Source organism: Cellulomonas sp. SG140, assembly GCF_025770785.1.
Classification (GTDB): domain Bacteria; phylum Actinomycetota; class Actinomycetes; order Actinomycetales; family Cellulomonadaceae; genus Cellulomonas.
In genome coordinates this window covers 70652-95840 of record NZ_JANZLA010000003.1, presented here as the reverse complement: position 1 = coordinate 95840, position 25189 = coordinate 70652, and the positions used below count along the sequence as shown (strand labels likewise).

Here is a 25189-nt window from a genome sequence, read left to right as displayed (position 1 = left end):
CGGCCGCGGACGCTCCCCGCCGCTCACCGGGAGCTGCTCCTCGCGGTGCACCGCCCCGACCGCGAGGTGCGCCACCGCCGGCGCCGCCACTGCCGCCCGATCCGCCTCGGCGTCCCGGCTGCGGCGACCGCCGTGCACGACCACCTCCGGTCGTCCCGTTGTCGCTCATACCGCTCCTCCGTTGCCGTCGAGGCCCTCCAGCGCGTCGATGTCCGGCAGGTAGGGCGCCAGCGGGGGCAGCTCGTCGAGGCTCGACAGGCCCATCCGCTCCAGGAAGTATCCCGTGGTCGCGTACAGCAGCGCACCGCTCGACGGGTCGGTGCCCACCTCGGCGACGAGTCCGCGCGCCGTGAGGGTGCGCACGACGCTGTCGACGTTCACGCCCCGCACGGCCGACACCTGCCCCCGGGTGACCGGTTGCCGGTACGCGATCACGGCGAGGGTCTCGAGCGCCGCCTGGGTCAGCCGCGCGGACTGCCCGTCGAGCACGAACCGACCCACCACGTCGGCGTACGCGGGCGCCGAGTAGATGCGCCAGCCGCCCGCCGCCGAGCGCAGCTCGAACCCGCGCGGGCGGCCCCCGTCCCGCCCGGCGTACTCGTCGGCGAGCTCGCGCAGCAGCCGCTCGACCTGGTCGACCGGCAGCGCGAGCACGGTGGCGAGGCGGACGGCCGGGACCGGCTCGTCGGCCACCATCAGGACGGCCTCGAGCGTCGCCGTCGCACCGCCGGGCAGCTGGTCGACGTCGAACGCGAGCTCGTCAGCCGCCGGCTGGGCGGCGCTGGAGGATGAGCCGGACGGGTCGACACCGTCCGGGACGGACGGGTCGGCCGTCGCACCGGGCGACTGCCGGTCGGTCTGGTCGTCCCCCTCCGCACCGTCGAGGTGGTCCTGGTTCATGCCGTGCCCTCCTCCGCAGAGCTCTGCTCCGGTCCGTCGTCCGCCTCGAGCTGGTCGAAGTCGCCGGCCACCGCGATCTCGCCCTCGTCGGCACCGGTCCACCGCACCGTCAGCTCGCCCAGCGGGACCACCTGCTCGAAGGCGACGGCCGACTCGCGGAACAGCTCGAGGAGCCCGAGGAACCGCGCGACGACGACGAGCGTCGACTCCGCGTCCTGCACCAGCGAGCGGAACGTCGCCGTGCTGTGCCGCCGCAGCCGGTCCACCAGCACCGCGGCCTGCTCCCGCACACTGACCGGTGGGGCGTGCAGGTGCGACAGGTCCACCTGAGGGACCGCACGCGGGGTCTGCGCCTTGGCCGCCAGGGCGGCGAGCTGCTCGGCGCCCAGCTGCCACACGAGCTCGGGCAGCAGCGCCGCCAGGTGCGGCTCCAGCTGGACGGCTCGGGGGAACCTCCGCCCCTCGGTCAGCAGCCGCTGGCCGATGTCGGCCGCCACGTCCTTGTACGCGCGGTACTGGAGCAGACGCGCGAACAGCAGGTCCCGGGCCTCGAGCAGCTCGAGGTCCTCCGCGTCCTCGACCTCACCCGTCGGCAGCAGCCTGGCGGCCTTGAGGTCCAGGAGGGTCGCGGCGACGACGAGGAACTCCGACGCCTGGCCCAGGTCCCAGTCGCGCCCCGCCTCGCGGATGTGCGCGATGAACTCGTCGGTCACCTGCGCGAGCGCCACCTCGGTGATGTCGAGCCGGTGCTTCGCGATCAGGCCGAGGAGCAGGTCGAACGGGCCGGAGAAGACGTCGAGGTGCACCTCGAACGCGCCGCGACCGCCCTGGACCACAGGTCCGTCGACCACGGGCGCGCCGACGTCGCCGACGGGCTGCGTCGGAGCGGCTGCGCCCTCAGGCGGCGTCGCCACGGGCGACGAGCTCGCGCGCCAGCTGTCGGTAGGCCGCCGCACCGGAGTGGGTCGGGGCGTACGTGGTGATCGGCTCGGCCGCGACGGTCGCGTCCGGGAACTTGACGGTGCGACCGATCACGGTCTGCAGCAGGGTGTCGCCGAACGCCTCGTGCACCCGCGCCACGACCTCACGGGCGTGCAGCGTCCGGGAGTCGTACATCGTCGCGAGGATGCCGTCGACCTGCAGGCGCGGGTTGAGCCGGTCGCGCACCTTCTCGATCGTCTCCACCAGCAGGGCGACACCACGCAGCGCGAAGAACTCGCACTCGAGCGGGATCAGCACGCCGTGCGCCGCCGTCAGGGCGTTCACGGTGAGCAGGCCGAGGGAGGGCTGGCAGTCGACCAGGATCACGTCGTACGCGTCGAGCGCGGGACGCAGCGCGCGGGCCAGGGCCGACTCACGGGCCACCTCACCGACCAGCTGCACCTCGGCAGCGGACAGGTCGATGTTCGCGGGGAGCAGGTCGAGGCCGGGGACCGATGTGGTCCGCAGGATGTCCTCGTAGCCGACGCCCCGGTCCATCAGCAGGTTGTAGACGGTGTGGTCCAGCTCGTGCGGGCTGATGCCCAGACCGACCGAGGCGGCACCCTGCGGGTCGAAGTCGACGACCAGGACCGTGCGGCCGTACTCGGCGAGCGCCGCGGCCAGGTTGATCGTGGTGGTCGTCTTGCCGACGCCACCCTTCTGGTTGCACATCGCGATGACACGAGCGGGACCGTGCGACGCCAGGGTCGTGGGGACCGGGAAGTCCGGCAGCGGACGCCCGACGGCGTCCCGTTGCGTGTCGGTCGTCTGGCTCACCGTGCGTTCACCACGCGGACAACCTACCGGAGGCCCTGCCGCGGGAGCCCGCGACAGACCGGCCACCGCGCACCTGCTCAGCGCGCACGCGGATGGCTCGCCGCGTAGACCTCGCGGAGCGTCTCCGGCGTGACCAGCGTGTAGATCTGCGTGGTGGTCACCGAGGCGTGGCCCAGCAGCTCCTGGACGACCCGCACGTCGGCACCGCCTGCCAGCAGGTGGGTCGCGAACGAGTGCCGCAGGGTGTGCGGCGACACGTGCGCGGCGGCCGGCAGCCCGGCACGCTCGGCGGCCGTACGCAGCGCTGACCAGGCACTCTGCCGGGACAGCCGGCTGCCCCGCGTGTTGAGGAAGATGGCCGGCGTCCCACGGCCCGCTGCGGCCAGCGCCGGTCTGCCCCGCACGAGGTACGCCTCGAGGGCCGCGGCCGCGAACCGCCCGACGGGCACGACCCGCTCCTTGGACCCCTTGCCGAGCACCCGGATCCAGGCACGACCGACGTCCAGCTCGAGGTCGTCGACGTCCGCACCGACGGCCTCGGAGATGCGGGCCCCAGTGGCGTAGAGCAGCTCCAGGAGTGCCCGGTCGCGCAGCGCGGCCGGCCCGTCGCCGAGCCCCGCTGCGTCGAGCAGCCGCCCCACCTCGTCGACCGAGAGCGCCTTGGGCAGGCGGCGGGGCTGTGCCGGTGGCCGGACGTCGTGCGCCACGTCCGCCGGCACCAGCCCCTCCAGCAGCCAGAAGCGGTGCAGGCCGCGGGCCGCGACCACGGCACGCGCCGCCGATGCGGCGGACAGGGCTGCGCCGCCGTCGGCACCGGTCCGCGCCGCCAGGACGTAGTCCTCCACGTCGCGCTCCGTCACGTCCTCCGGTCCCGTGCGCCCGCGCCCGGTCAGGAACGCCAGGTACCGGCTCAGGTCCCGCCGGTACGCCGCGAGGGTGTTGCGGGACAGGCCACGCTCGACCGTCAGGTGCGCCAGGTACGCGTCGAGCGACCCGGCCAGCGGACCCTCGCTCATCTGGCGCTCATCTGGGCGGCTCGGTGACCGCTAGAACGGCAGGAACACGTCGACCGAGACGGCGACGGACAGCAGGGTCAGGTACGTGATCGAGTGGTGGAACACCCGCATGGCGCGCATCCGGTGGTGCTCGGGGTCCCGGGCCGCGCGCAGCAGCGTCAGGCACGAGCCGACGAACCACAGGCCCAGCACCGCCGCCACGACGGTGTACACCCAGGTCAGGTGCGCCACCGGACCGAGCAGCAGGCTGCACGCCACCATCGCGACCGCGTAGCCCAGCATCTGGCGCGCGACCTTCAGGTCCGGTGCCACGACCGGCAGCATCGGGACGCCGGCGGCGGCGTAGTCCCGGCGGAACTTCATCGACAGCGGCCAGTAATGCGGCGGCGTCCAGAAGAACACCACGCCGAACAGCAGGGCCGCGGCCCACGAGACCCCACCCGTGACCGCGGACCAGCCGATGAGCACCGGGAAGCAGCCGGCGGCCCCGCCCCACACGATGTTCTGCGGGGTGCGCCGCTTCAGCAGCAGCGTGTACCCGACCACGTAGATCAGGATCGCGGCGGCGGTGAGCACGGCCGACGCGGGGTTGACCACGAGCCACAGGAACGTCAGCGACGCCGCGGCGAGCACCAGACCGAACGTCAGCGCTGCCCGTGGGCTGACGACCCCCGTGGCCGTCGCCCGCCGACGCGTCCGGTTCATCACCCGGTCGATGTCCCGGTCGATGTAGCAGTTCAGGACGTTCGCGGCGCCGGCCCCGCCCGCACCGCCCGCCAGCGTGGCGGCGATCAGCCACAGCGGCGGCAGCCCGCGCTGCGCCAGGAGCATCGTCGGCACGGTGGTGACCAGCAGCAGCTCGATCACGCGGGGCTTGGTCAGCGCCACGTAGAGGCCGATGCGGTGCCGCAGCCGCGCCCAGCGGCCCGAGCCCTGGGGCTCCGGCGGCAGGGCGACGAGCCCGTGCGGACCAGTGGGTCCCACGACGGCGCCGACGGCTCCCGGTCCCGACGGCGGCCGCCGCAGGCCGGCACCGCCCGCGGACGGGTGGTGGGGCGCTCCGGACGTCGCGGGCGCACCCGCCTGTTCCGCTGGGCTGGTCAGTCGCACGCGGTGCTGTCCGATCGTCGGCTCGTCGTCCTAGGGCGTTGTCATGCTACGCACCGCCCGTCGTGATTGGGACTTGAGTCCCGGGTGCCCCCGTCTCCGAGGTGCCGTCCCACCCCTCGCGCCCGCCCAGCGGTTGCTCAGAGGTGGGCGATAGGCTCGTGGCGCAGCACCCGTCGGCGCGACGCGCGCGGGGTGACTGCCGGTCCGAACGTCCCCGACGCGGGTCTCCGCGGGCCGCTCGACGTCGTCGTCCGGCCCTGCCCGGGCGGGAATGAGGTGTGGTGAACGCGAAGGCTCCCCTGGCCACCACCGTCGGCTGGACCGACCTGGACCGGAAGGCTGTCGACACCGTCCGGGTGCTCGCGGCGGATGCGGTCGAGAAGGTCGGCAACGGGCACCCCGGGACGGCGATCAGCCTCGCTCCCGCCGCCTACCTGCTCTACCACGACGTGATGCGGCACGACCCGGCGGACACCCACTGGCTCGGTCGGGACCGGTTCATCCTCTCCGCCGGCCACTCGAGCCTGACCCAGTACATCCAGCTCTACCTGGGCGGTTTCGGCCTCGAGCTGTCCGACATCGAGGCCCTGCGCACCTGGGGCTCCAAGACGCCCGGCCACCCCGAGTTCCGGCACACCAAGGGCGTGGAGATCACCACGGGGCCGCTCGGCCAGGGCATCGCGTCCTCCGTCGGCTTCGCGATGGCGGCTCGCCGCGAGCGTGGCCTGCTCGACCCCGACGCCGCACCCGGCACCAGCCCGTTCGACCACATGGTCTACGTGATCGCGTCCGACGGTGACCTCGAGGAGGGCATCAGCGGCGAGGCGTCCTCGATCGCCGGCACGCAGGACCTGGGCAACCTCGTCGTCATCTGGGACGACAACCACATCTCCATCGAGGGCGACACACAGATCGCGTTCAACGAGGACGTGCTGGCCCGCTACGCCGCCTACGGCTGGCACACCCAGCTGGTGGACTGGACCGTCGGTGGCGCCGACGGGTACGTCGAGGACGTCGACGCCCTGGCCGCGGCGATCGAGGCGGCCAAGGCCGTCACCGACCGGCCGTCGTTCATCGCGCTGCGCACGCTGATCGCGTGGCCGACGCCGGGCAAGACCAACTCGCACGCCGCCCACGGCTCCAAGCTCGGGGGCGACTCGGTCCGAGGCCTGAAGGAGGAGCTCGGGTTCGACCCGGACAAGAGCTTCGACGTCGACCCCGCCGTGCTCGAGCACACCCGTGGCTCCCTGGCCGAGAAGGCCAAGGCCGAGCGCGCCCGCTGGCAGGAGAAGCTGGACGCCTGGCGTGCCGCGAACCCCGACCGGGCCGCCTTGCTCGACCGCCTCTCGGCCCACGAGCTGCCCGAGGGCTGGACCGACGCCCTGCCGGTGTTCCCCTCCGGCAAGGCGGTCGCCACCCGCGCCGCGTCCGGCGACGTGCTCTCGGCTCTCGGTCCCGTGCTGCCCGAGCTCTGGGGCGGCTCCGCCGACCTCGCCGGCTCCAACAACACGACGATGAAGGGCGAGCCGAGCTTCATCCCGGCCAAGCGCTCCACCAAGGAGTTCTCCGGCGACGAGTACGGCAGGACCCTGCACTTCGGCATCCGCGAGCACGCGATGGGTGCGATCGTGTCCGGCATCGTGCTGCACGGTCTGACCCGCGCCTACGGCGGCACGTTCCTCCAGTTCTCGGACTACATGCGCGGCGCCGTCCGGCTGGCGTCCCTGATGGGCATCCCGACGGTCTACGTCTGGACGCACGACTCGATCGGCCTCGGCGAGGACGGCCCGACGCACCAGCCGGTGGAGCACCTGACCGCGCTGCGCGCGATCCCGGGCCTGGCCGTCGTCCGGCCCGCCGACGCCAACGAGACGGCTGCCGCCTGGCGGGCCACCCTCGAGCGCACCGACGGACCGGTCGGCCTGATCCTCACGCGGCAGAACGTGCCGACGTTCCCGCGCGGCGAGCAGGGCTTCGCGACCACCGACGGGGTGACGCGCGGCGCCTACACCCTGATCGAGGCGTCCACCGGGACACCCGACGTGATCCTGATCGGGACCGGTTCCGAGGTGCAGCTGGCCGTGGCCGCACGTGAGCAGCTCGAGGCGGACGGGGTGCCGACGCGCGTCGTCTCCGCGCCGTGCCTCGAGTGGTTCGCCGAGCAGGACGAGGAGTACCGCGAGTCGGTGCTGCCGTCCGCCGTGCGCGCACGGGTGTCCGTCGAGGCCGGGATCGCCATGTCCTGGTACAAGCTGCTCGGCGACGCCGGCCGCGCCGTCTCGCTCGAGCACTACGGCGCCTCCGCCGACTACGAGACGCTGTACCGCGAGTTCGGCATCACGGCGGAGACCGTGGCGGCCGCCGCCCACGAGTCGCTGGCCGCGGCGCGCGGCGACGGGGCGCCGTCGTCCACCGCCGGCTCCCCCACTGCGCAGGGCACGGGAGACCTGCCTGCGTGATCCTGGGGCGAGGCTCGCGCGCCACCGCCTGACGCGTACCACCGGAAGGGGAACGACCATGGCAACGAACGACTCTCACCGGGACCCGGCTCTGCAGCGGCTGGCAGATGCCGGGGTGGCCGTCTGGCTCGACGACCTGTCCCGGGAGCTGCTCCGCAGCGGTGAGCTCGCCGAGCTCGCCGCACGCGGGGTGGTCGGCGTGACGAGCAACCCCTCGATCTTCGCCACCGCCCTCTCCCACGGTGACGCCTACGACGCTCAGCTCGCCGAGCTGGCCGCCGACGGCGCCGCCGTGGAGGAGGCGGTGCTGCGGATCACCACGGACGACGTCCGCGACGCGTGCGACGTCCTCCGGCCCGCCTACGAGCGGACCGGAGGCGTCGACGGACGCGTCTCCATCGAGGTCGACCCGCGGCTGGCGCACGACACCGAGGGCACCATCACCTCGGCGCGCACGCTGTGGTCGGAGATCGAGCGGCCGAACCTGTTCATCAAGATCCCGGCGACCCCGGAGGGGCTGCCGGCCATCACGCAGGCGCTGTCCGAGGGGATCAGCGTCAACGTGACCCTGATCTTCTCCCTCGACAGGTACCGAGCCGTGCTGGACGCCTTCCTGACGGGGGTGGAGCGCGCGAAGGCCGCCGGCCTCGACCTGGCGCCGATCGCCTCGGTGGCCTCCTTCTTCGTCTCGCGCGTCGACACCGCCGTGGACGCCCAGCTGGACGCCCTCGGCACCCCCGAGGCGGGAGCGCTGCGCGGCCTGGCCGGCATCGCCAACGCGCGCCTGGCCTACGGCGTCTTCACCGAGGTCAGCGCCGGCCCACGCTGGCAGGCGCTGGCCGCGGCCGGGGCGCACCCCCAGCGGCCGCTGTGGGCCTCGACGGGCGTCAAGGACCCCGCCTACCGCGACACGATGTACGTCGAGGAGCTCGTCGCACCGGACGTGGTGAACACCATGCCCGGCAAGACGCTCGACGCGGTGTCCGACCACGGCGCCATCAAGCCGGACACCGTGACCGGTGCCCTGCCGGACGCGGCCGCCACGATCGAGCGCCTCGAGAAGCTCGGCGTGTCCATCGACGAGGTCACCGCTCGCCTCGAGACCGAAGGGGTGCAGAAGTTCGTGACTGCCTGGACGGAGCTGCTCGGCAGCGTGCAGCAGGGGCTCGACGCGGCCGCAGGTGAACCGACGGGCCGCGACGGCGAGGGGGTGCGGTGAGCCCCGCCAAGATCGCTGAGGGCGTCAACCCCCTGCGGGACCCGCGGGACCGGCGGCTCCGCCGCATCGCGGGCCCGTCGGGCCTGGTCATCTTCGGGGTGACGGGTGACCTCGCCCGCAAGAAGCTGATGCCCGCGGTGTACGACCTGACGAACCGCGGCCTGCTGCCCCCTGGCTTCGCCCTCACCGGCTTCGCCCGGCGCGACTGGGAGACGCAGGACTTCGCCCAGATCGTGCACGACTCGGTGAAGCAGTACGCCCGGACCCCGTTCCGGGAGGCGACCTGGCGGCAGCTCTCCGAGGGCATCCGCTTCGTGCAGGGCACGTTCGACGACCCGGTCGCCTTCGACCACCTCCGCGAGACGGTCGAGGACCTGGACGTCACCCGCGGCACGGGCGGCAACCACGCCTTCTACCTCTCGGTGCCGCCCAGCGCGTTCCCCCTGGTCTGCGAGCAGCTGGCCCGATCGGGCCTGTCGCAGCCCAAGGAGGGCACCTGGCGACGCGTGGTCATCGAGAAGCCTTTCGGCCACGACCTGCAGTCCGCGCGTGAGCTGAACGACATCGTCTCCCAGGCGTTCCGGCCGGACGACATCTTCCGGATCGACCACTACCTCGGCAAGGAGACGGTGCAGAACCTGCTGGCGCTGCGGTTCGCGAACCAGCTGTTCGAGCCGATCTGGAACAGCAACTACGTCGACCACGTGCAGATCACGATGGCCGAGGACATCGGCATCGCCGGGCGCGCCGGGTACTACGACGGCATCGGCGCCGCGCGCGACGTCATCCAGAACCACCTGATGCAGCTGCTGGCGCTGACGGCGATGGAGGAGCCGGTCTCCTTCGACGCCAAGGACCTGCGGGCGGAGAAGACCAAGGTGCTGTCGGCGCTGCGGCTGCCGCGTGACCTGGGCAAGCACACCGCGCGGGGGCAGTACACCGGCGGCTGGCAGGGTGGCGAGAAGGTCGTCGGCTACCTGGAGGAGGAAGGGTTCAACCCGAACTCCACCACCGAGACCTACGCCGCCATCCGGGTGGACATCGACACGCGCCGGTGGGCCGGGGTGCCGTTCTACCTGCGCACCGGCAAGCGGCTCGGCCGGCGGGTGACGGAGATCGCGGTCGTCTTCAAGAAGGCACCGCACCTGCCGTTCGACTCCACGGCCACCGAGGAGCTCGGCAAGAACGCGGTGGTGATCCGGGTGCAGCCCGACGAGGGCGTCACCGTGCGGTTCGGCGCCAAGGTCCCGGGCACCGCGATGGAGGTGCGCGACGTGACGATGGACTTCGGCTACGGCCACGCCTTCACCGAGTCGTCACCCGAGGCCTACGAGCGGCTGATCCTCGACGTGCTGCTCGGCGACCCGCCGCTGTTCCCGCAGCACGAAGAGGTCGAGCTCTCCTGGAAGATCCTCGACCCGATCATCGACTACTGGGCCGGCAAGGGCCGTCCTGACCCGTACCGCGCCGGCACCTGGGGACCAGAGTCGGCCGACGCGATGATGGCCCGCGACGGCAGGGCCTGGAGGCGGCCATGATCATCGACCTGCCCAGCACCACCACGCGGGAGATCAACCGCCGCCTGGTGCGCGAGCGCGACGAGGGCGGCGTCGTCGCCCTCGGCCGGGTGATGAACCTGCTGATCGACACCGGTGACCACGACCCGGAGGACGCCATCGCGGCGGCCAACCTCGCCAGCCGGGAGCACCCGTGCCGGATCATCGTGCTGTCCACCACCAGCCGGAAGCGGCGGCCGAACCTGGATGCGCAGATCCGGCTCGGCGGTGACGCCGGCGCCAGCGAGGTGATCCTGCTGTGGCCCGCCGGGGACATGGACCAGGAGATGGACACCCTGATCACACCCCTGCTGCTGCCGGACGCGCCCACGGTCGTCTGGTGGCCCAACGAGGTCCCGGAGAACCCCTCCGCGGCTCCGCTCGGGCGGATGGGTCGCCGTCGCATCACGGACACCACCCAGTGCACGTCGCCGTCGAAGACCCTCGAGCGACTGGCCGCCGTCTACCAGGACGGCGACACGGACCTCGCGTGGGCGCGCGCCACGCTGTGGCGCGGGCTGATCGCCGCGACCCTCGAGCAGCCGCCGTACGAGCCCGTGCACCGGGCCGTCGTCGTCGGCGAGAGCACGCACCCGTCGGTGGACCTGATGGCCGCCTGGCTCGCCTGGGCGCTGCGCTGCCCGGTGCACGTCGAGCGCGTCAAGGGCGCACCGGCCATCACCCAGGTCCGCCTCGAGCGCAGCAGCGGGCCGATCGTGCTCGACCGGCCCGACGGCAAGACCGCTGCCCTGCACCAGCCGGACCAGCCCGACCACCGCATCGCCCTGCCGATCCGCCAGCTCGGTGAGTGCCTGGTCGAGGAGCTGCGCCGGCTGGACCCGGACGAGGTGTACGGCGAGGTGCTGACGAAGGGCCTCGCCAGGATCGAGGGTTGACCAGGTGAACCGCGCACCGCACGTCGTCGTCCACCCGGATGCGGACGTCCTGGCCGAGGCGACCGCCGCACGGCTGCTGACCCGGCTGGTGGATCTGCAGTCGGACCACAGCCCGGTCCACGTCGTGCTGACCGGCGGCACCGTCGGCATCGCCGTGCTCCGTGCCGTCGCCGCGAGCCCGGTCCGGGGCGCGGTCGACTGGTCCGACGTGCACGTCTGGTGGGGTGACGAGCGGTTCCTGCCGGACGGCGACCCGGATCGCAACGAGGTCCAGGCCCGCGAGGCGCTGCTCGACGCGCTCGGCGACGCCCTCCCGGCCGACCACGTCCACGCGATGCCGGCGCGCACGGCGCAGGTACCGGACACCGACGCGGCGGCTCGGCTCTACGCCGCCGAGCTCGCTCGCCACGCACCTGCTGATGCCGACCTCGCGGTGCCGTCGTTCGACGTCCTGCTGCTCGGGATGGGCCCGGACGGCCACGTCGCCTCGTTGTTCCCCGGCCACGCGACCCTCTCCGTGTCGGACCGCACCGTCGTCGGTGAGGACGACTCCCCCAAGCCTCCGCCCCCGCGGGTGTCCTTGACCTTCCCGGCCATCCAGGCCGCCGCCGAGGTGTGGGTCGTCGCAGCCGGCGACGGCAAGGCCGATGCCGTGGCCGCTGCCCTGCGTGGGGCGCCGTCGACCGAGGTGCCGGCCGCGGGCGCCGTCGGCGCCGTCCGGACCCTCTGGCTGCTGGACGTCGCAGCGGCGTCGCACGTGGCCGTCGATGCCGGCGAGACGCGCTCCGAGCCGGGACCGGCGCGGCGCCAGACGGAGGGGCCCGGGTCCACCTGGGCCGAGGTCGACGAGCTCGTCGCTCCCCTGCTCGGCGACCTTACGGTCCCCGACTCGATCGCGTCGGCGGCGACGGCCGCTGCTCTGCCCGACATCGCGGTCAGCGCACCGCAGGGCCGCCTGCTCGAGCTGCTCACCCGGGCCACGGGCGCGCGCCGCGTGCTGGAGCTGGGAACGCTCGGCGGCTACTCGACGTGGTGGCTGGCGCGCGGCGCAGGCCCGGAGGGCGTCGTCGTGTCGCTCGAGCTCTCCGCCGACCACGCCGCCGTCGCCCGGCGCTCCCTCGATGCGACGGACATCGGCCATCGGGTGCAGATCGAGATCGGGCCGGCGACCGCCACGCTCGAGCGGATGATCCACGAGGGCACGGAGGCGTTCGACCTCGTCTTCGTCGACGCCGACAAGCAGTCCTTGGCGCGCTACCTCGACCTCGTCGTCGCGCTCTCGCGGCCCGGGACCGTCATCGTGGTGGACAACGTCGTGCGCGGCGGCGCGGTCCTCGAGGCCGACCACCCCGACGCGCGCGTCCAGGGCACCCGGCAGTTCCTCGAGCGCGTCGCGCAGCGTGCCGACGTCGAGGGGACCGTCATCCAGACCGTCGGCCGCAAGGGCTACGACGGGATGGCGATCCTGGTCGTGCGCTGAACTGAGCCCGCCTGCGGCGGTCAGCGACCGCGGCGAGCGTGGAGCGCCGCGAGGGCCTCGTCGAGGATCGCAGCCCCGTCCTCGTCCGAGCGGCGCTCCTTCACGTAGGCCAGGTGGGTCTTGTACGGCTCGTTGCGCACGGGCGACGGCGGGTTCGCCTGGTCCTGCCCGGCCGGGAAGCCGCACCGCGGGCAGTCCCAGGTCACCGGGGCCTCCGCGACCGCCTCCTCGGCGAAGCTCGGCCTGGTCTCGTGCCCGTTGGCGCACCAGTAGGAGATCCACACGCGCGGCGCGGCGTCGCCGCGCTCCGCCTCACCCATCGGACCCGCGCCGACGCGCGAGCCCCGGATAGCACTTCCGCTTGCCATGACTACTCAGCCCCCTCAGGACCAGCGCTGGACGAGCCCGAGCCCGACGATGACGAGCGACCACACGACGGCGACGCCGATCGTGATGCGGTTCAGGTTCCGCTCCGCGACGCCGGACGAGCCGGCGCTGCTGGTGATGCCCCCGCCGAACATGTCGGAGAGGCCACCGCCCTTGCCCTTGTGGAGCAGGACGAGCGGCACGAGCAGCAGGCTGGTCAGCACCAGTGCCACCTGAAGAGCGATGCGCAGGGCATTCACGGTGTGGGGTCGATCCTCACTCGTAGGACGGAGACAGGGCCGCAGGGCGAGGCCGCGTACAGGTTAGGCGACGCGACGGCCCTGATCCACCATCGCATCGCAGGACGACGACCGGCCCGGGCCTTAGGACCCGGGCCGGTCGCGTATGCAGGTCAGGCGCCGACGGCGTGCGACCGGTAGCGGGCGATCGCCGCGAACTCCTCCGGGTCGAGGCTCGCGCCTCCGACGAGGGCACCGTCGACGTCCGGCTTCGCCATGATCGAGGCGACGTTGCCGGACTTCACGGAACCGCCGTACAGGACACGCACGGCGTCCGCGGTCGCCTGGTCGTACAGCTCGACCAGCCGTGCACGGATGGCGCCGGCCATCTCCTGGGCGTCCTCCGGGGTCGCCGTCTCGCCCGTGCCGATGGCCCAGACGGGCTCGTACGCCACGACGAGCGTCGCCACCTGCTCGGCCGACAGGCCCTCGAGCGCCCCGTCCAGCTGGGCCAGCGTGTGCGCCACGTGCGTCCCGGCCTTCCGGATCTCGAGCTCCTCGCCGATGCACAGGATCGGCACCAGGCCGGCCGCCAGGGACGCCTTCACCTTGGCGTTGACCAGGGCGTCGTCCTCGGCGTGGTACTGCCGCCGCTCGGAGTGGCCGACGGCGACGTAGGTGCACCCGAGCTTGGTGAGGAACACCGGCGAGATCTCCCCGGTGTAGGCGCCCGACGTGTGCGCCGACACGTCCTGCGCGCCGTAGACGATGTCGAGCTTGTCGGCGTCCACCAGCGTCTGCACGGAGCGCAGGTCGGTGAACGGCGGCAGCACGGCCACCTCGACGGCGGTGTAGTCGTGCTTGGCGTCCTGGAGCAGCCAGGCCAGCTTCTGGACTGTCTGGATCGCCTGCTGGTGGTCCAGGTTCATCTTCCAGTTGCCCGCCATCAGCGGGGTGCGGTCAGCCATGCCTCAACCCTCCAGGACGGCGATGCCGGGGAGGGACTTGCCCTCGAGGAACTCGAGGGAGGCGCCGCCACCCGTCGAGATGTGGCCGAAGTCGGCCTCGTCGAAGCCGAGCTGACGCACGGCTGCGGCGGAGTCGCCACCACCGACGATGGTGAAGGCGCCGTTCTTGCCGGCGTCCACCAGCGCCTGCGCCACGGCGCGCGTGCCGGCCGCGAATGCCTCGAACTCGAACACGCCGGCCGGGCCGTTCCAGACCACGGTCTTGGCGTCGACGATCTTGGCGGCGAACAGCTCGCGGCTCTTCGGGCCGATGTCGAGACCCATCTGGTCCGCCGGGATGGCGTCCGAGTCGACCACCGTGGCAGGGGCGTCCGCAGCGAACGTCGGCGCGACCACCGTGTCCACCGGCAGCACGATCTCGACACCGGACGTCTCGGCCTGGGCGAGGTAGCCCTTCACCGTGTCCACCTGGTCCGCCTCGAGCAGCGACGTGCCGACCTGGTGGCCCTGGGCCACCAGGAACGTGTACGCCATGCCTCCGCCGATCACCAGGCGGTCGGCCTTGGTCAGCAGGTTCTCGATCACGCCGAGCTTGTCCGACACCTTGGCGCCACCGAGCACCACGACGTACGGCCGGGCCGGGTCGTCGGTCGCCTTGCGCAGCGACTCGACCTCCTTCAGCACCAGCTTGCCGACCGCGTGCGGCAGGCGCAGCGCGACGTCGTAGACCGACGCCTGCTTGCGGTGCACCACACCGAACCCGTCCGACACGAACGCGTCGGCCAGGGCGGCGAGCTCGTCGGCCAGCGCGCCGCGCTCGGCCTCGTCCTTGCTCGTCTCACGGGCGTCGAACCGGACGTTCTCCAGCAGCGCGACCTGTCCGTCCTCGAGCGCAGCGACCGTGGCCTTCGCGGAGGGGCCGACGAGGTCCTCCGCCAGCGCGACCGGCTGGCCGAGCAGCTCACCGAGGCGGGCCGCGACAGGCGCCAGGGAGTACTTGGGGTCCGGCGCACCCTTCGGGCGGCCGAGGTGCGCCATCACGACGACGCGCGCGCCCTTGGCGAGCAGCGCCTGCAGCGTCGGCAGCGCGGCGCGGATGCGGCCGTCGTCGGTGATCGTCGTGCCGTCGAGCGGCACGTTGAAGTCGGAGCGGACGAGCACGCGCTTGCCGCGCAGATCGCCCAGGTCGTCGATGGTCTTCATGGTCTCCTACCTACCTCGCAGGTGCGGCCGGTCGGCCGCTGGGGGGTACTGCACGGGCTGCAGACAGCAGCGTCCGCGTGCGCCGGGGCCTCAGGGCCGGGGCGCACGCGGACGCATGGCTGTGCTACCGGTGGTGCGGCGAGGTCAGAGCCGCTCGCCCACGTACGCGGTCAGCGCGACGAGGCTGTTGGAGTAGCCCCACTCGTTGTCGTACCAGGAGACGACCTTGACCTGGTCGCCGATCACCTTCGTCAGCTTGGAGTCGAAGATGCTCTGGTGCGGGTTGGTGACGATGTCGCTCGACACGATCTCGTCGTCCACGTACTCGAGGATGCCCTTGAGCGGGCCCTCCGCGGCTGCCTTCACCGCGGCGTTGACCTCGTCCACCGTGGTCTCCTTCGGAGCGGTGAAGGTGAGGTCCGTGGCCGAGCCGGTGATCACCGGGACGCGCAGGGCGTAGCCGTCCAGCTTGCCCTTCAGCTCGGGGAGCACCAGGGCGACGGCCTTGGCGGCACCGGTCGAGGTCGGGACGATGTTCTGCGCGGCGGCGCGGGCGCGACGCAGGTCGCGGTGCGGGCCGTCCTGCAGGTTCTGGTCGCCGGTGTACGCGTGGATCGTGGTCATCAGGCCACGCACGATGCCGATCGAGTCGTTCAGCGCCTTGGCCAGCGGGGCCAGGCAGTTGGTGGTGCACGACGCGTTCGAGATGATGTGCTGCGTCGCCGGGTCGTACGAGGTGTGGTTCACGCCGACGACGAAGGTGCCGTCCTCGTTCTTCGCCGGGGCGGAGATGATGACCTTCTTGGCGCCGGCCTCGATGTGGGCCTTCGCCTTCGTCGCGTCCGTGAAGAAGCCGGTCGACTCGATGACGATGTCCGCACCCAGCTCGGCCCAGGGCAGGTCGGCGGGGTTGCGCTCGGCGAGGGCACGGATCTTCTTGCCGTCGACGATGATGTTGTCGTCGTCGTAGTCCACGCTCAGCGGGAAACGGCCCAGGACGGTGTCGTACTTGAGCAGGTGCGCCAGCGTCTTGTTGTCCGTCAGGTCGTTGACGCCCACGATCTCGATGTCGGCGCCCGAGGCGATGATCGCCCGGTAGAAGTTGCGCCCGATCCGGCCGAAGCCGTTGATGCCGACCTTGATGGTCACTTGCCCTCCTCGGCACGCGCCGATCGCGTCGGCGCACACAATTGGTGGTGGGAACACTCGCACGCCGGTGTGCGGCCCGGCCGTCCTGACCGCCGCACGCGCTGCGTCCCTCGACGGTACTTCGTGGAGAGGAACGTGCCCAGCACGTGACGGTCGTGTGACGATCGGATGACACGACCCTATACCGTGCGCCTCCGGACTCGTGTGACGAAGGTCCGGCCGCCAGGCGTGCACAGGCACTCCCCGGCGGACCGCCCGGCAGAGGGTCTAGAGGTCGAGCAGCTCCGGGCTCAGACCCGCCTCGGTGTCCGGGACGCCGAGCTCGGCGGCCCGCTTGTCCGCCGTGGCGAGCAGACGCCGGATCCGTCCGGCGACCGCGTCCTTGGTCAGGGGCGGGTCGGCCAGCTTGCCCAGCTCCTCCAGCGACGCCTCCTTGTGGGCCAGCCGCAGCTCGCCGGCCTCACGGAGGTGCTCGGGCAGCTCCTCGCCGAGGATCTCGAAGGCCCTCTCGACCCGCGCCCCGGCGGCGACGGCCGCGCGTGCCGACCGACGCAGGTTGGCGTCGTCGAAGTTCGCCAGGCGGTTCGCCGTGCCACGGACCTCCCGGCGGACGCGCCGCTCCTCCCAGACCAGCATCGTCTCGTGCGCGCCCAGCCGCGTCAGCATCGCGCTGATCGCGTCGCCGTCACGGATCACCACACGGTCGATGCCCCGCACCTCTCGGGCCTTGGCGCCGATGCCGAGCCGCCGTGCGGCGCCGACCAGCGCGAGAGCGGCCTCCGGCCCGGGGCACGTCACCTCCAGCGACGACGACCGCCCCGGCTCGGTCAGCGACCCGTGCGCGAGGAAGGCGCCACGCCACGCGGCCTCTGCCTCCCCGACTCCGGACGAGACGACCTGCGGCGGCAGGCCGCGCACGGGGCGTCCGCGGTTGTCGAGCAGGCCGGTCTGCCGCGCGAGGGACTCGCCCTCCTTCACGACGCGCACGACGTACCGGCTGCCCCGGCGAAGGCCTCCACCGGACACGACGATGATGTCGCTCTCGTGGCCGTAGACCTCCGAGATGGCCTGCTTGAGGCGCCGGGCAGCCACCCCGGTGTCGAGCTCGGCCTCGATGACGATGCGGCCGGAGATGATGTGCAGGCCGCCGGCGAAGCGCAGCGTGGCGGCGACCTCGGCCTTCCGGCAGGACGTCCGGTCCACCTTCAGCCGGGCCAGCTCGTCCTTCACCTGTGCCGTCAACGCCATGCGGGTCATCCTGCCATCACCGCCGCTCCCACGGCCCGGCAGCCATCGGCACCGGCGGCCGGGCGCCTCGACGCAGCGACCGTCCGCCGAGCTCAGCTACGGACGCCGACGTCGCCGAAAGAGCCCTCGAGGATGTCCCGGTAGGCGGCCGCGAGCCGCAACGGGTCGTGCCGCGCGGTGCCGTCACCGCGGCGCACCTGCCGTACCAGGAGCCGCGCCCCCATGTCCGCGCACACCTGCGAGAGCCCGGCGACGTCGTCCACGGCCGCCGGGTCCGCGACGACGGCATCGATCCGCAGGTCGGGCGCGTGCTCGCGGAGCACGGCCACGTGCTCCTGGACGGGCAGGTCAGCCGTCTCGCCGGCCTCCTCGCGCTGCAGGTTCAGGGTGACGATGGTCCGGCCACGGTGCGCGACGAGCGCGTCGTGCAGCTCCGGCACCAGCAGGTGCGGGAGCACGGACGTGTACCAGGAGCCCGGCCCGAGCACCACCCAGTCGGCGTCCCGGACGGCTGCCACGGCCTCCGCGCACGCCGGCGGCGCCTCCGGCTCCAGACGCACCTGCTCGATCCGGCCCACGCTCGTCGCGACGGCGCTCTGGCCCTCGACGACCCGCCGCACACCGTCCGGGCCGACGACGTCCGCGGCGATGCGCAGCGGCACCGCCGCCATGGGCAGCACCCGGCCGCTGGCGTTGAGCAGCCGGCCGACCCAGTCCAGGCCCTGCACCGGGTCGCCGAGCAGCTCCCAGAGGGCGACGATCAGCAGGTTGCCGACGGCGTGCTGGTCCAGCGGGCCGTCGGACGAGTACCGGTGCTGCAGCACGTCCCGCCACGTGCGACCCCAGTCGGAGTCGTCGCACAGCGCCGACAGTGCCATCCGCAGGTCGCCGGGCGGCAGCACACCCAGCTCGTCGCGGAGCCGGCCCGACGAGCCGCCGTCGTCCGCCACCGTCACGACGGCGGTCAGGCGGTCGGTGAGGAGTCGGAGGGCCGAGAGGCTCGCAGAGAGCCCGTGACCGCCGCCGAGCGCCACCATCGAAGGGCCGCGGTGATGACGTCGGGCGGTCCCCGCGACCGCGCGGCCGCGGCCGGCCGACGGGCCGGACGTCATTCCTTGCCGAGGTCGCGAGCCGTCACGCTGACCCGCAGGCCCCGGTCCCGGAGGCGTGCCGCGAGAGCGTCGCTGATCGCCACCGACCTGTGCTTGCCCCCCGTGCACCCGACCGCGATCGTCACGTAGTGCTTGTCCTCGTGCCGGTAGCCCTCGAGCACGGGCTCGAGGGCGGCGACGTACCGGTCGACGAACTCCAGGGCGCCCGGCAGCCCGAGGACGTAGTCGCGCACCGGCTCGTCACGGCCGGACAGGTGGCGCAGCTCGCTGATCCAGTACGGGTTCGCCAGGAACCGCACGTCGACCACGTGGTCCGCGTCGAGCGGCAGGCCGTACTTGAAGCCGAAGGACACGATCGAGATGCGGAGGTCCGTCTCCTCCTCGCCGTGCACCGCCTCCCGCACGGTGCGGGCGAGGTCGTGGACGTTCAGCTCGGTCGTGTCGATCACCCAGTCGGCACGCTCGCGCAGGCTGGTCAGGAGGCGACGTTCCGCGGCGATCGCGTCCAGGATGCGCCCGCCGCCCTGCAGGGGGTGCGGCCGTCGCACCTGCTCGAACCTCCGCACCAGCGCCTCGTCCGACGCGTCCAGGAACAGGATCCGGAGGTCGACACCGGTGGCACGGAGGTTCTCCAGCGCGGTGTCGAGGTGACCGAAGAACTCGCCCCCGCGAACGTCGATCACCGCGGCGAGCCGCTGCGCGTGCTGCCCGGCGGTGCCGGACGTCAGCATCCCGACGAGGTGCACCAGCATCTGCGCCGGCAGGTTGTCCACGACGTACCAGTCGAGGTCCTCCAGCACCGCGGCCGCACGACTGCGGCCCGCGCCGGACATCCCGGTGATCACCAGGACCTGCGGCTGCTCCAGCACCGGGGCCGCCGTGGTGGCCTCGATGGCGGGGATCCCGTGCGGCACCGTCAGGGGCGAGGGCTCGTCCGTCATGGACCCAGGATGCCAGCGGGCTCCGAGGGCGGCGGGGTGAGGTCCGTCGACGCGCCGGGATGCGAGGGCGCCTCGACCGCCGCCGACGGCGCCGAGCCGCCCGCCAGCGCGTCGACCACCGCCCGCGCCGTGCGGTCACCCATGCCCGGCACGCTCGCGATCTCCTCGACGGTCGCCGCTCGAAGCCGGCGCACCGAGCCGAAGTGCTTGAGCAGCGCAGCACGGCGCGCGGGGCCCAGTCCCGGGACGTCGTCCAGCACGGACACCGTCATGCCCTTGCTGCGCCGGCGTCGGTGCGCGGTGATCGCGAACCGGTGCGCCTCGTCCCGCAGCCGCTGCAGCAGGTAGAGCCCCTCGGAGGAGCGCTGCAGGATCACGGGGTACTCCTCGCCCGGCAGCCACACCTCCTCGAGCCGCTTGGCGAGGCCGCAGAGCGCCACGTCGTCGACCCCGAGCTCCGCCATCGCGGCCGCGGCAGCGGCGACCTGCGGCGGCCCCCCGTCGACGACGACCAGGTTCGGCGGGTAGGCGAACCGCGCCGGCCGGCCCGTGCGCTCGTCGATCGGGCCCGATCGCGTCGGCACGTCCTCGTCGTCGTCCGACGACCCGTCGCCCAGCTCGACGTCCCCGGACTGGGAGCGCTCGGCGAGGTACCGCCGGAACCGCCGGGTGATCACCTCGTGCATCGCCGCCGTGTCGTCACGTGCGCCGTCGCCCTCGGGACCGCGCACCGTGAACAGGCGGTACTCGCTCTTGCGTGCCAGCCCGTCCTCGAACACCACCATCGACGCCGACTGGTACGTGCCCTGGTTGTGGGACACGTCGTAGCACTCGATCCGCAGCGGCGCCGACGGCAGGTCCAGCGCCTCCTGGATCTCGCGGAGAGCCTGGCTGCGGGTGGTCAGGTCGCCCGCCCGGCGGGTGCGGTGCAGGGCCAGAGCGTGCTCGGCGTTGCGACGGACCGTCTCGGCGAGCTCCCGCTTCTCGCCACGCTGAGGCACCCGCACGCTGACCCGCGCGCCGCGCAGACCGGTCAGCCACGTCTGGACCTGGTCGAGGTTGGTCGGCAGTGCCGGTACGAGCACCTCGCGCGGCACCGCGGCCGTGCCGCCGTCGAGCTCGGCCTCCGCGGTGCCGTACACCTGCTGCAGGAGACGCTCGACCAGGTCGGCGTCGTCCGCCTCCTCCACCTTCTCGACGACCCAGCCGCGCTGGCCGCGGATGCGGCCGTCACGGACGTGGAACACCTGGACCGCGGCCTCGAGCTCGTCGCCGACCAGGGCGAAGATGTCGCAGTCCGTCCCGTCGGGCAGCACGACGGCGTTCCGCTCGGTCGCCCGCTCGAGCGTGGCGATGTCGTCCCGCAGCCGCGCGGCGCGCTCGAAGTCCAGCTCTGCGGCAGCGGCCTTCATCGCCGCGGTCAGGCGGCGGGTGAAGCGCGCGGTGTCCCCCGCCATGAAGTCGCAGAAGTCCTGGGCCAGCCTCCGGTGGTCCTCCTCGGAGATGCGGCCGACGCATGGCGCCGAGCACTTGTCGATGTAGCCCAGCAGGCACGGCCTCCCCTGCTGGTGCGCCCGCTTGAAGACGCCGGCGGAGCAGGTGCGCACCGGGAACACGCGCAGCAGCAGGTCGACGGTCTCCCGGATCGCCCAGGCGTGCGCGTACGGCCCGAAGTACCGGGTGCCCTTGCGCTTCGCGCCGCGCATCACCTGGACTCGAGGCACCGCGTCCGCCATGGTCACCGCCAGGTACGGGTACGACTTGTCGTCCCGGTACTTGATGTTGAAGCGGGGGTCGAACTCCTTGATCCAGGAGTACTCCAGGGCCAGCGCCTCGACCTCGGTCCCCACGACGGTCCACTGCACCGAGGAGGCCGTGGTGACCATCTGGTACGTCCGCGGGTGCAGGTTGTACGGATCCTGGAAGTAGCTGTTCAGGCGCTGCCGCAGGCTCTTGGCCTTGCCGACGTAGATGACGCGACCGTGCTCGTCCCGGAAGCGGTACACGCCCGGCTGGTCCGGGATCTCACCCGGCGCGGGACGGTAGGAAGCGGGATCGGCCATGAGTTCGAGGGTAGTTCGCGGCGCCGACATCCCCGGTGACGGCCGGCCCGGCTAGCGTGGGCGGATGCCGCAGCTGCACACGTACACCGTGGACCTGAACTGGACCGGTGCCCGCGGGCACGGGACGACCTCGTACACCTCTTACGGCCGGGACCACGAGGTGCGCGCCGGTGAGCGTCCCGTGCTGCTCGGCACGTCCGACCCGCACTTCCGCGGCAGCCCGGACCGGTGGTCCCCGGAGGACCTGCTGGTCACGTCCCTGTCTCAGTGCCAGATGATGTGGTTGCTGCACCTCGCGGCGCGCGACGGCGTGGCCGTGCTCGGCTACAGCGACCGAGCGACGGGCACGATGCGGGTGTCGGGCGCATCGCAGGGCCAGTTCCAGGAGGTCGTGCTGCACCCGCGTGTCGTCGTCGCCGCCGATGCCACGCTGCCCGACGGGACCCCCGTGGACGACGAGGTCCTGGCGCACCTCCACCGGGAGGCGGCCGAGCACTGCTTCATCATGCGCAGCGTCAACTTCGCCGTGCGCGTTCAGCCGACACCGCTCGTGCGCGCCTGACACGCCTGCCACGGCCCCGGTCGGACTGACCGGTGGAGCGGGAGGAACGCCGCGCAGACCCGTCGGACGTCAGGCGGTGGCGCGCTCCCGTTCAGGCTCCAGCACCTCGGCGAGGAACCGCCCGGTGTGGCTCGCAGGAACGCCGGCGACGTGCTCCGGCGTGCCCTCGGCGACCACCAGGCCACCGCCGCTGCCCCCCTCGGGCCCGAGGTCGATCACCCAGTCCGCGTTCTTGATCACGTCGAGGTTGTGCTCGATCACGATCACCGAGTTGCCCTTGTCCACCAGCGACTGCAGCACGCCGAGCAGCTTGCGGATGTCCTCGAAGTGCAGCCCGGTGGTCGGCTCGTCGAGCACGTACACCGTGCGGCCGCTCGACCGGCGCTGCAGCTCCGCAGCGAGCTTGACGCGCTGCGCCTCGCCACCGGAGAGCGTCGGCGCGGGCTGCCCCAGCCTGACGTAGCCGAGCCCGACGTCGACGAGCGTGCGCAGGTGCCGCGCGATCGCCGGCACGGCGGCGAAGAACTCGGCCGCCTCCTCGATCGGCATCGCCAGGACGTCGGCCACCGTCTTGCCCTTGAAGTGCACCTCGAGCGTCTCGCGGTTGTACCGGGCACCGTGGCACACCTCGCACGGCACGTAGACGTCCGGCAGGAAGTTCATCTCGATCTTCAGGGTGCCGTCACCCGCGCAGGCCTCGCACCGCCCGCCCTTGACGTTGAAGGAGAAGCGGCCGGGCGTGTACCCGCGGACCTTCGCCTCCGAGGTCTCGGCGAACAGCCGCCGGACGTGGTCCCACACCCCGGTGTACGTCGCCGGGTTCGACCGCGGCGTGCGGCCGATCGGCCCCTGGTCCACGTGGACGACCTTGTCGAGGTGCTCCAGGCCCGTCACCTGCTTGTGCCTGCCGGCCACCTGGCGCGCGCCGTTGAGCTCGTTCGCGAGCACCGTGTACAGGATCGAGTTGACCAGCGTGGACTTCCCGGAGCCGGAGACACCCGTCACGGCGGTGAACACGCCCAGCGGGAACGCCACGTCCACGCCCCGCAGGTTGTGCTCGCGAGCACCGATCACCCGGAGCATGCGCCCCGGGTCCACCGGCCGGCGCTTGCCGGGCATCGGGATCGAACGACGCCCCGACAGGTAGGCGCCGGTGATCGAGTCCGGAGAGGCGAGCAGCCCCGGTAGGTCGCCGGAGTGGACCACGTGGCCACCGTGCTCACCGGCACCGGGTCCGATGTCGACGATCCAGTCGGCCGTGCGGATGGTGTCCTCGTCGTGCTCGACGACGATCAGCGTGTTGCCGAGGTCGCGGAGCCGGGTCAGCGTCTCGATCAGGCGTCGGTTGTCCCGCTGGTGCAGACCGATCGACGGCTCGTCGAGCACGTAGAGCACGCCGACGAGCCCCGAACCGATCTGGGTGGCCAGCCGGATCCGCTGCGCCTCGCCGCCGGAGAGCGTGGCCGCCGGTCGGGAGAGGCTCAGGTAGTCCAGCCCGACGTCCAGCAGGAAGCCGAGGCGCGCCTGGATCTCCTTGAGCACCTGAGTCGCGATCGCGCGCTCACGAGCGCCGAGCTCGAGGCCGTCGAGGAACGCCCGCGCCTCGCGGATGGGAAGCTGGCACACGTCGAAGATCGAACGGCCGCCCACCTTGACCGCGAGCACCTCCGGCTTCAGCCGCGCGCCCTGGCACACGGGGCACGGCACCTCCCGCATGTACGCCTCGTACTTCTCCTTGCTCCACTCGGAGTCGGTCTCGGAGTGGCGCCGCTCCAGGAACGTCAGCACCCCCTCGAAGCCGGTGGAGTACTGGCGCTCACGACCCCAGCGGTTGCGGTACCGGACCTTCACCTCGTGGTTCTCGCCGTGCAGCACCGCGTCCTTGGCGCGCTGGGGCAGCGCCCGCCACGGCGTCGTCATCGAGAAGCCGAGGTCGTCCGCCAGTGCGGTCAGGACGCGGGTGAAGTACTCGCCCGAGATCTGCGCCCACGGTGCGACCGCGCCGTCGGCCAGGGACAGGTCCTCGTTCGGGACGACGAGCTCGGGGTCGACCTCGAGGCGCGAGCCGATGCCCGTGCACTCCGGGCAGGCGCCGTACGGGGCGTTGAACGAGAACGTCCGCGGTTCCACCTCGTCGAGGGTGAGCACGTGGTCGTTCGGGCACGCCCGACGCTCCGAGAAGCGCCGCTCACGCTCGGGGTCGTCCGCCTCCGCATCGACCAGCTCGACGACGAGCAGGCCGCCGGCCAGGCCGAGCGCCGTCTCGACGGAGTCGGTGAGCCGGCGCTGCACGCCCTCCCGCGCCACGAGCCGGTCCACCACGACCTCGATGTCGTGCTTGAGCTTCTTCTCAAGGGTCGGCGGGCTGGTCAGCTGGACCACCTCACCGTCGACACGGGCGCGCGCGAAGCCCTTCGACTGCAGCTCCGCGAACAGGTCGGCGTACTCGCCCTTGCGACCGCGCACGACGGGGGCGAGCACCTGGTAGCGGGTGCCCTCCGGGAGCTCCAGCAGCCTGTCGACGATCTGCTGCGGAGTCTGAGCGGTGACCCGCTCGCCGCAGACCGGGCAGTGCTGCACGCCGGCCCGCGCGAACAGCAGCCGCAGGTAGTCGTAGACCTCGGTGATGGTGCCCACCGTCGACCGCGGGTTGCGGTTGGTCGACTTCTGGTCGATCGACACCGCCGGCGACAGGCCCTCGATGAAGTCGACGTCCGGCTTGTCCATCTGACCGAGGAACTGCCGGGCGTAGGCCGACAGCGACTCCACGTACCGGCGCTGACCCTCGGCGAAGATTGTGTCGAACGCCAAGGACGACTTGCCGGAGCCGGACAGGCCGGTGAACACGATCAGCCGATCGCGCGGCAGGTCGAGGTCGACGTTGCGCAGGTTGTGCTCGCGGGCTCCCCGGACCACCAGGCGGTCGTTCACGGTGGTCGAGTGT

At 72.4% G+C, this 25189-nt stretch carries 21 protein-coding genes; 6 read left to right on the top strand and 15 right to left on the bottom strand.

Annotated features, from left to right (window positions below):
• Positions 1-165: 165 nt before the first annotated feature.
• The 5 genes from scpB to N0B34_RS06835 form a co-directional block, all read right to left on the bottom strand.
• Positions 166-900, bottom strand: a complete 735-nt coding sequence (scpB, locus tag N0B34_RS06855) for an SMC-Scp complex subunit ScpB (RefSeq protein ID WP_263730590.1) — start codon at positions 898-900, stop codon at positions 166-168.
• Complete coding sequence (locus N0B34_RS06850) at positions 897-1814, bottom strand: segregation and condensation protein A (RefSeq protein ID WP_412175708.1); 918 nt, start codon at positions 1812-1814, stop codon at positions 897-899. The genes scpB and N0B34_RS06850 overlap by 4 nt, the downstream gene beginning before the upstream one ends.
• Entirely contained in the window at positions 1798-2658 is an 861-nt protein-coding gene (locus N0B34_RS06845; RefSeq protein WP_263730589.1) for a ParA family protein, read from the bottom strand. Before N0B34_RS06845 ends, N0B34_RS06850 begins: the two co-directional genes overlap by 17 nt.
• A 77-nt stretch (positions 2659-2735) precedes the next feature.
• Positions 2736-3674, bottom strand: a complete 939-nt coding sequence (gene xerD, locus N0B34_RS06840; RefSeq protein WP_263730588.1) for a site-specific tyrosine recombinase XerD — start codon at positions 3672-3674, stop codon at positions 2736-2738.
• Between the two features lie 30 nt (positions 3675-3704).
• Positions 3705-4658, bottom strand: a complete 954-nt coding sequence (locus N0B34_RS06835; protein WP_412175707.1) for a heme o synthase — start codon at positions 4656-4658, stop codon at positions 3705-3707.
• 407 nt (positions 4659-5065) lie between these two features.
• Here N0B34_RS06835 and tkt point away from each other — a divergent pair, with 407 nt between their 5' ends.
• Genes tkt through pgl form a run of 5 tightly spaced genes read left to right on the top strand, consistent with a single transcriptional unit; the run spans position 5066 to position 12394 of the window.
• Entirely contained in the window at positions 5066-7243 is a 2178-nt protein-coding gene (gene tkt / locus N0B34_RS06830) for a transketolase (protein WP_263730587.1), read from the top strand.
• Between the two features lie 58 nt (positions 7244-7301).
• Positions 7302-8462 carry a transaldolase gene (gene tal / locus N0B34_RS06825; RefSeq protein ID WP_263730586.1) on the top strand — a complete coding sequence of 387 codons (1161 nt, stop codon included), beginning with the start codon at positions 7302-7304 and terminating at the stop codon, positions 8460-8462.
• On the top strand, positions 8459-10000 hold the full coding sequence (gene zwf, locus N0B34_RS06820) for a glucose-6-phosphate dehydrogenase (protein WP_263730585.1): 1542 nt from the start codon (positions 8459-8461) through the stop codon (positions 9998-10000). The genes tal and zwf overlap by 4 nt, the downstream gene beginning before the upstream one ends.
• On the top strand, positions 9997-10914 hold the full coding sequence (locus N0B34_RS06815) for a glucose-6-phosphate dehydrogenase assembly protein OpcA (RefSeq protein WP_263730584.1): 918 nt from the start codon (positions 9997-9999) through the stop codon (positions 10912-10914). The genes zwf and N0B34_RS06815 overlap by 4 nt, the downstream gene beginning before the upstream one ends.
• Before the next feature lie 4 nt (positions 10915-10918).
• Positions 10919-12394, top strand: coding sequence for a 6-phosphogluconolactonase (gene pgl / locus N0B34_RS18040; protein WP_318529965.1), 1476 nt, complete (start codon positions 10919-10921; stop codon positions 12392-12394).
• A 20-nt stretch (positions 12395-12414) separates the two neighbouring features.
• Here the strand turns inward: pgl and N0B34_RS06800 are convergent, their stop codons facing one another.
• From N0B34_RS06800 to uvrC, 9 genes are all read right to left on the bottom strand, one after another.
• Positions 12415-12762 (bottom strand): RNA polymerase-binding protein RbpA, encoded by a 348-nt coding sequence (locus tag N0B34_RS06800; RefSeq protein ID WP_263730583.1) that lies wholly within the window; start codon positions 12760-12762, stop codon positions 12415-12417.
• Between the two features lie 15 nt (positions 12763-12777).
• The gene (gene secG, locus N0B34_RS06795) at positions 12778-13020 is read right to left on the bottom strand and encodes a preprotein translocase subunit SecG (RefSeq protein ID WP_263730582.1); all 243 of its coding nucleotides are present in this window, start codon (positions 13018-13020) and stop codon (positions 12778-12780) included.
• Between the two features lie 152 nt (positions 13021-13172).
• Positions 13173-13967 carry a triose-phosphate isomerase gene (gene tpiA / locus N0B34_RS06790; protein WP_263730581.1) on the bottom strand — a complete coding sequence of 265 codons (795 nt, stop codon included), beginning with the start codon at positions 13965-13967 and terminating at the stop codon, positions 13173-13175.
• A 3-nt stretch (positions 13968-13970) separates the two neighbouring features.
• A complete protein-coding gene (locus tag N0B34_RS06785) occupies positions 13971-15170 on the bottom strand; it encodes a phosphoglycerate kinase (RefSeq protein ID WP_263730580.1) in 1200 nt (399 codons plus the stop codon).
• 144 nt (positions 15171-15314) lie between these two features.
• Complete coding sequence (gene gap, locus N0B34_RS06780; RefSeq protein ID WP_263730579.1) at positions 15315-16319, bottom strand: type I glyceraldehyde-3-phosphate dehydrogenase; 1005 nt, start codon at positions 16317-16319, stop codon at positions 15315-15317.
• A gap of 267 nt (positions 16320-16586) precedes the next feature.
• A complete protein-coding gene (gene whiA / locus N0B34_RS06775) occupies positions 16587-17567 on the bottom strand; it encodes a DNA-binding protein WhiA (RefSeq protein WP_263730578.1) in 981 nt (326 codons plus the stop codon).
• A gap of 92 nt (positions 17568-17659) precedes the next feature.
• Positions 17660-18604 (bottom strand): gluconeogenesis factor YvcK family protein, encoded by a 945-nt coding sequence (locus N0B34_RS06770; protein ID WP_263730577.1) that lies wholly within the window; start codon positions 18602-18604, stop codon positions 17660-17662.
• 71 nt (positions 18605-18675) lie between these two features.
• Entirely contained in the window at positions 18676-19620 is a 945-nt protein-coding gene (gene rapZ, locus N0B34_RS06765) for an RNase adapter RapZ (RefSeq protein WP_263730576.1), read from the bottom strand.
• On the bottom strand, positions 19617-21683 hold the full coding sequence (gene uvrC / locus N0B34_RS06760; RefSeq protein ID WP_263730575.1) for an excinuclease ABC subunit UvrC: 2067 nt from the start codon (positions 21681-21683) through the stop codon (positions 19617-19619). Before uvrC ends, rapZ begins: the two co-directional genes overlap by 4 nt.
• A gap of 64 nt (positions 21684-21747) precedes the next feature.
• Between uvrC and N0B34_RS06755 the strand changes: the two genes are divergently transcribed.
• Positions 21748-22245, top strand: coding sequence for an OsmC family protein (locus tag N0B34_RS06755; RefSeq protein ID WP_263730574.1), 498 nt, complete (start codon positions 21748-21750; stop codon positions 22243-22245).
• Between the two features lie 69 nt (positions 22246-22314).
• On the opposite strand, the gene uvrA is transcribed toward N0B34_RS06755, so the two are convergent.
• Complete coding sequence (gene uvrA, locus N0B34_RS06750) at positions 22315-25176, bottom strand: excinuclease ABC subunit UvrA (RefSeq protein WP_263730573.1); 2862 nt, start codon at positions 25174-25176, stop codon at positions 22315-22317.
• Positions 25177-25189 lie beyond the last annotated feature (13 nt).

Coding starts and splice junctions, on each gene's coding strand:
- scpB (WP_263730590.1), bottom strand. CDS start 900: ATGAACCAGGACCACCTCGACGGTGCGGAGGGGGACGACCAGACCGAC.
- xerD (WP_263730588.1), bottom strand. CDS start 3,674: ATGAGCGAGGGTCCGCTGGCCGGGTCGCTCGACGCGTACCTGGCGCAC.
- tal (WP_263730586.1), top strand. CDS start 7,302: ATGGCAACGAACGACTCTCACCGGGACCCGGCTCTGCAGCGGCTGGCA.
- N0B34_RS06815 (WP_263730584.1), top strand. CDS start 9,997: ATGATCATCGACCTGCCCAGCACCACCACGCGGGAGATCAACCGCCGC.
- N0B34_RS06800 (WP_263730583.1), bottom strand. CDS start 12,762: ATGGCAAGCGGAAGTGCTATCCGGGGCTCGCGCGTCGGCGCGGGTCCG.
- tpiA (WP_263730581.1), bottom strand. CDS start 13,967: ATGGCTGACCGCACCCCGCTGATGGCGGGCAACTGGAAGATGAACCTG.
- N0B34_RS06785 (WP_263730580.1), bottom strand. CDS start 15,170: ATGAAGACCATCGACGACCTGGGCGATCTGCGCGGCAAGCGCGTGCTC.
- whiA (WP_263730578.1), bottom strand. CDS start 17,567: ATGGCGTTGACGGCACAGGTGAAGGACGAGCTGGCCCGGCTGAAGGTG.
- N0B34_RS06770 (WP_263730577.1), bottom strand. CDS start 18,604: ATGGTGGCGCTCGGCGGCGGTCACGGGCTCTCTGCGAGCCTCTCGGCC.
- rapZ (WP_263730576.1), bottom strand. CDS start 19,620: ATGACGGACGAGCCCTCGCCCCTGACGGTGCCGCACGGGATCCCCGCC.
- uvrC (WP_263730575.1), bottom strand. CDS start 21,683: ATGGCCGATCCCGCTTCCTACCGTCCCGCGCCGGGTGAGATCCCGGAC.
- N0B34_RS06755 (WP_263730574.1), top strand. CDS start 21,748: ATGCCGCAGCTGCACACGTACACCGTGGACCTGAACTGGACCGGTGCC.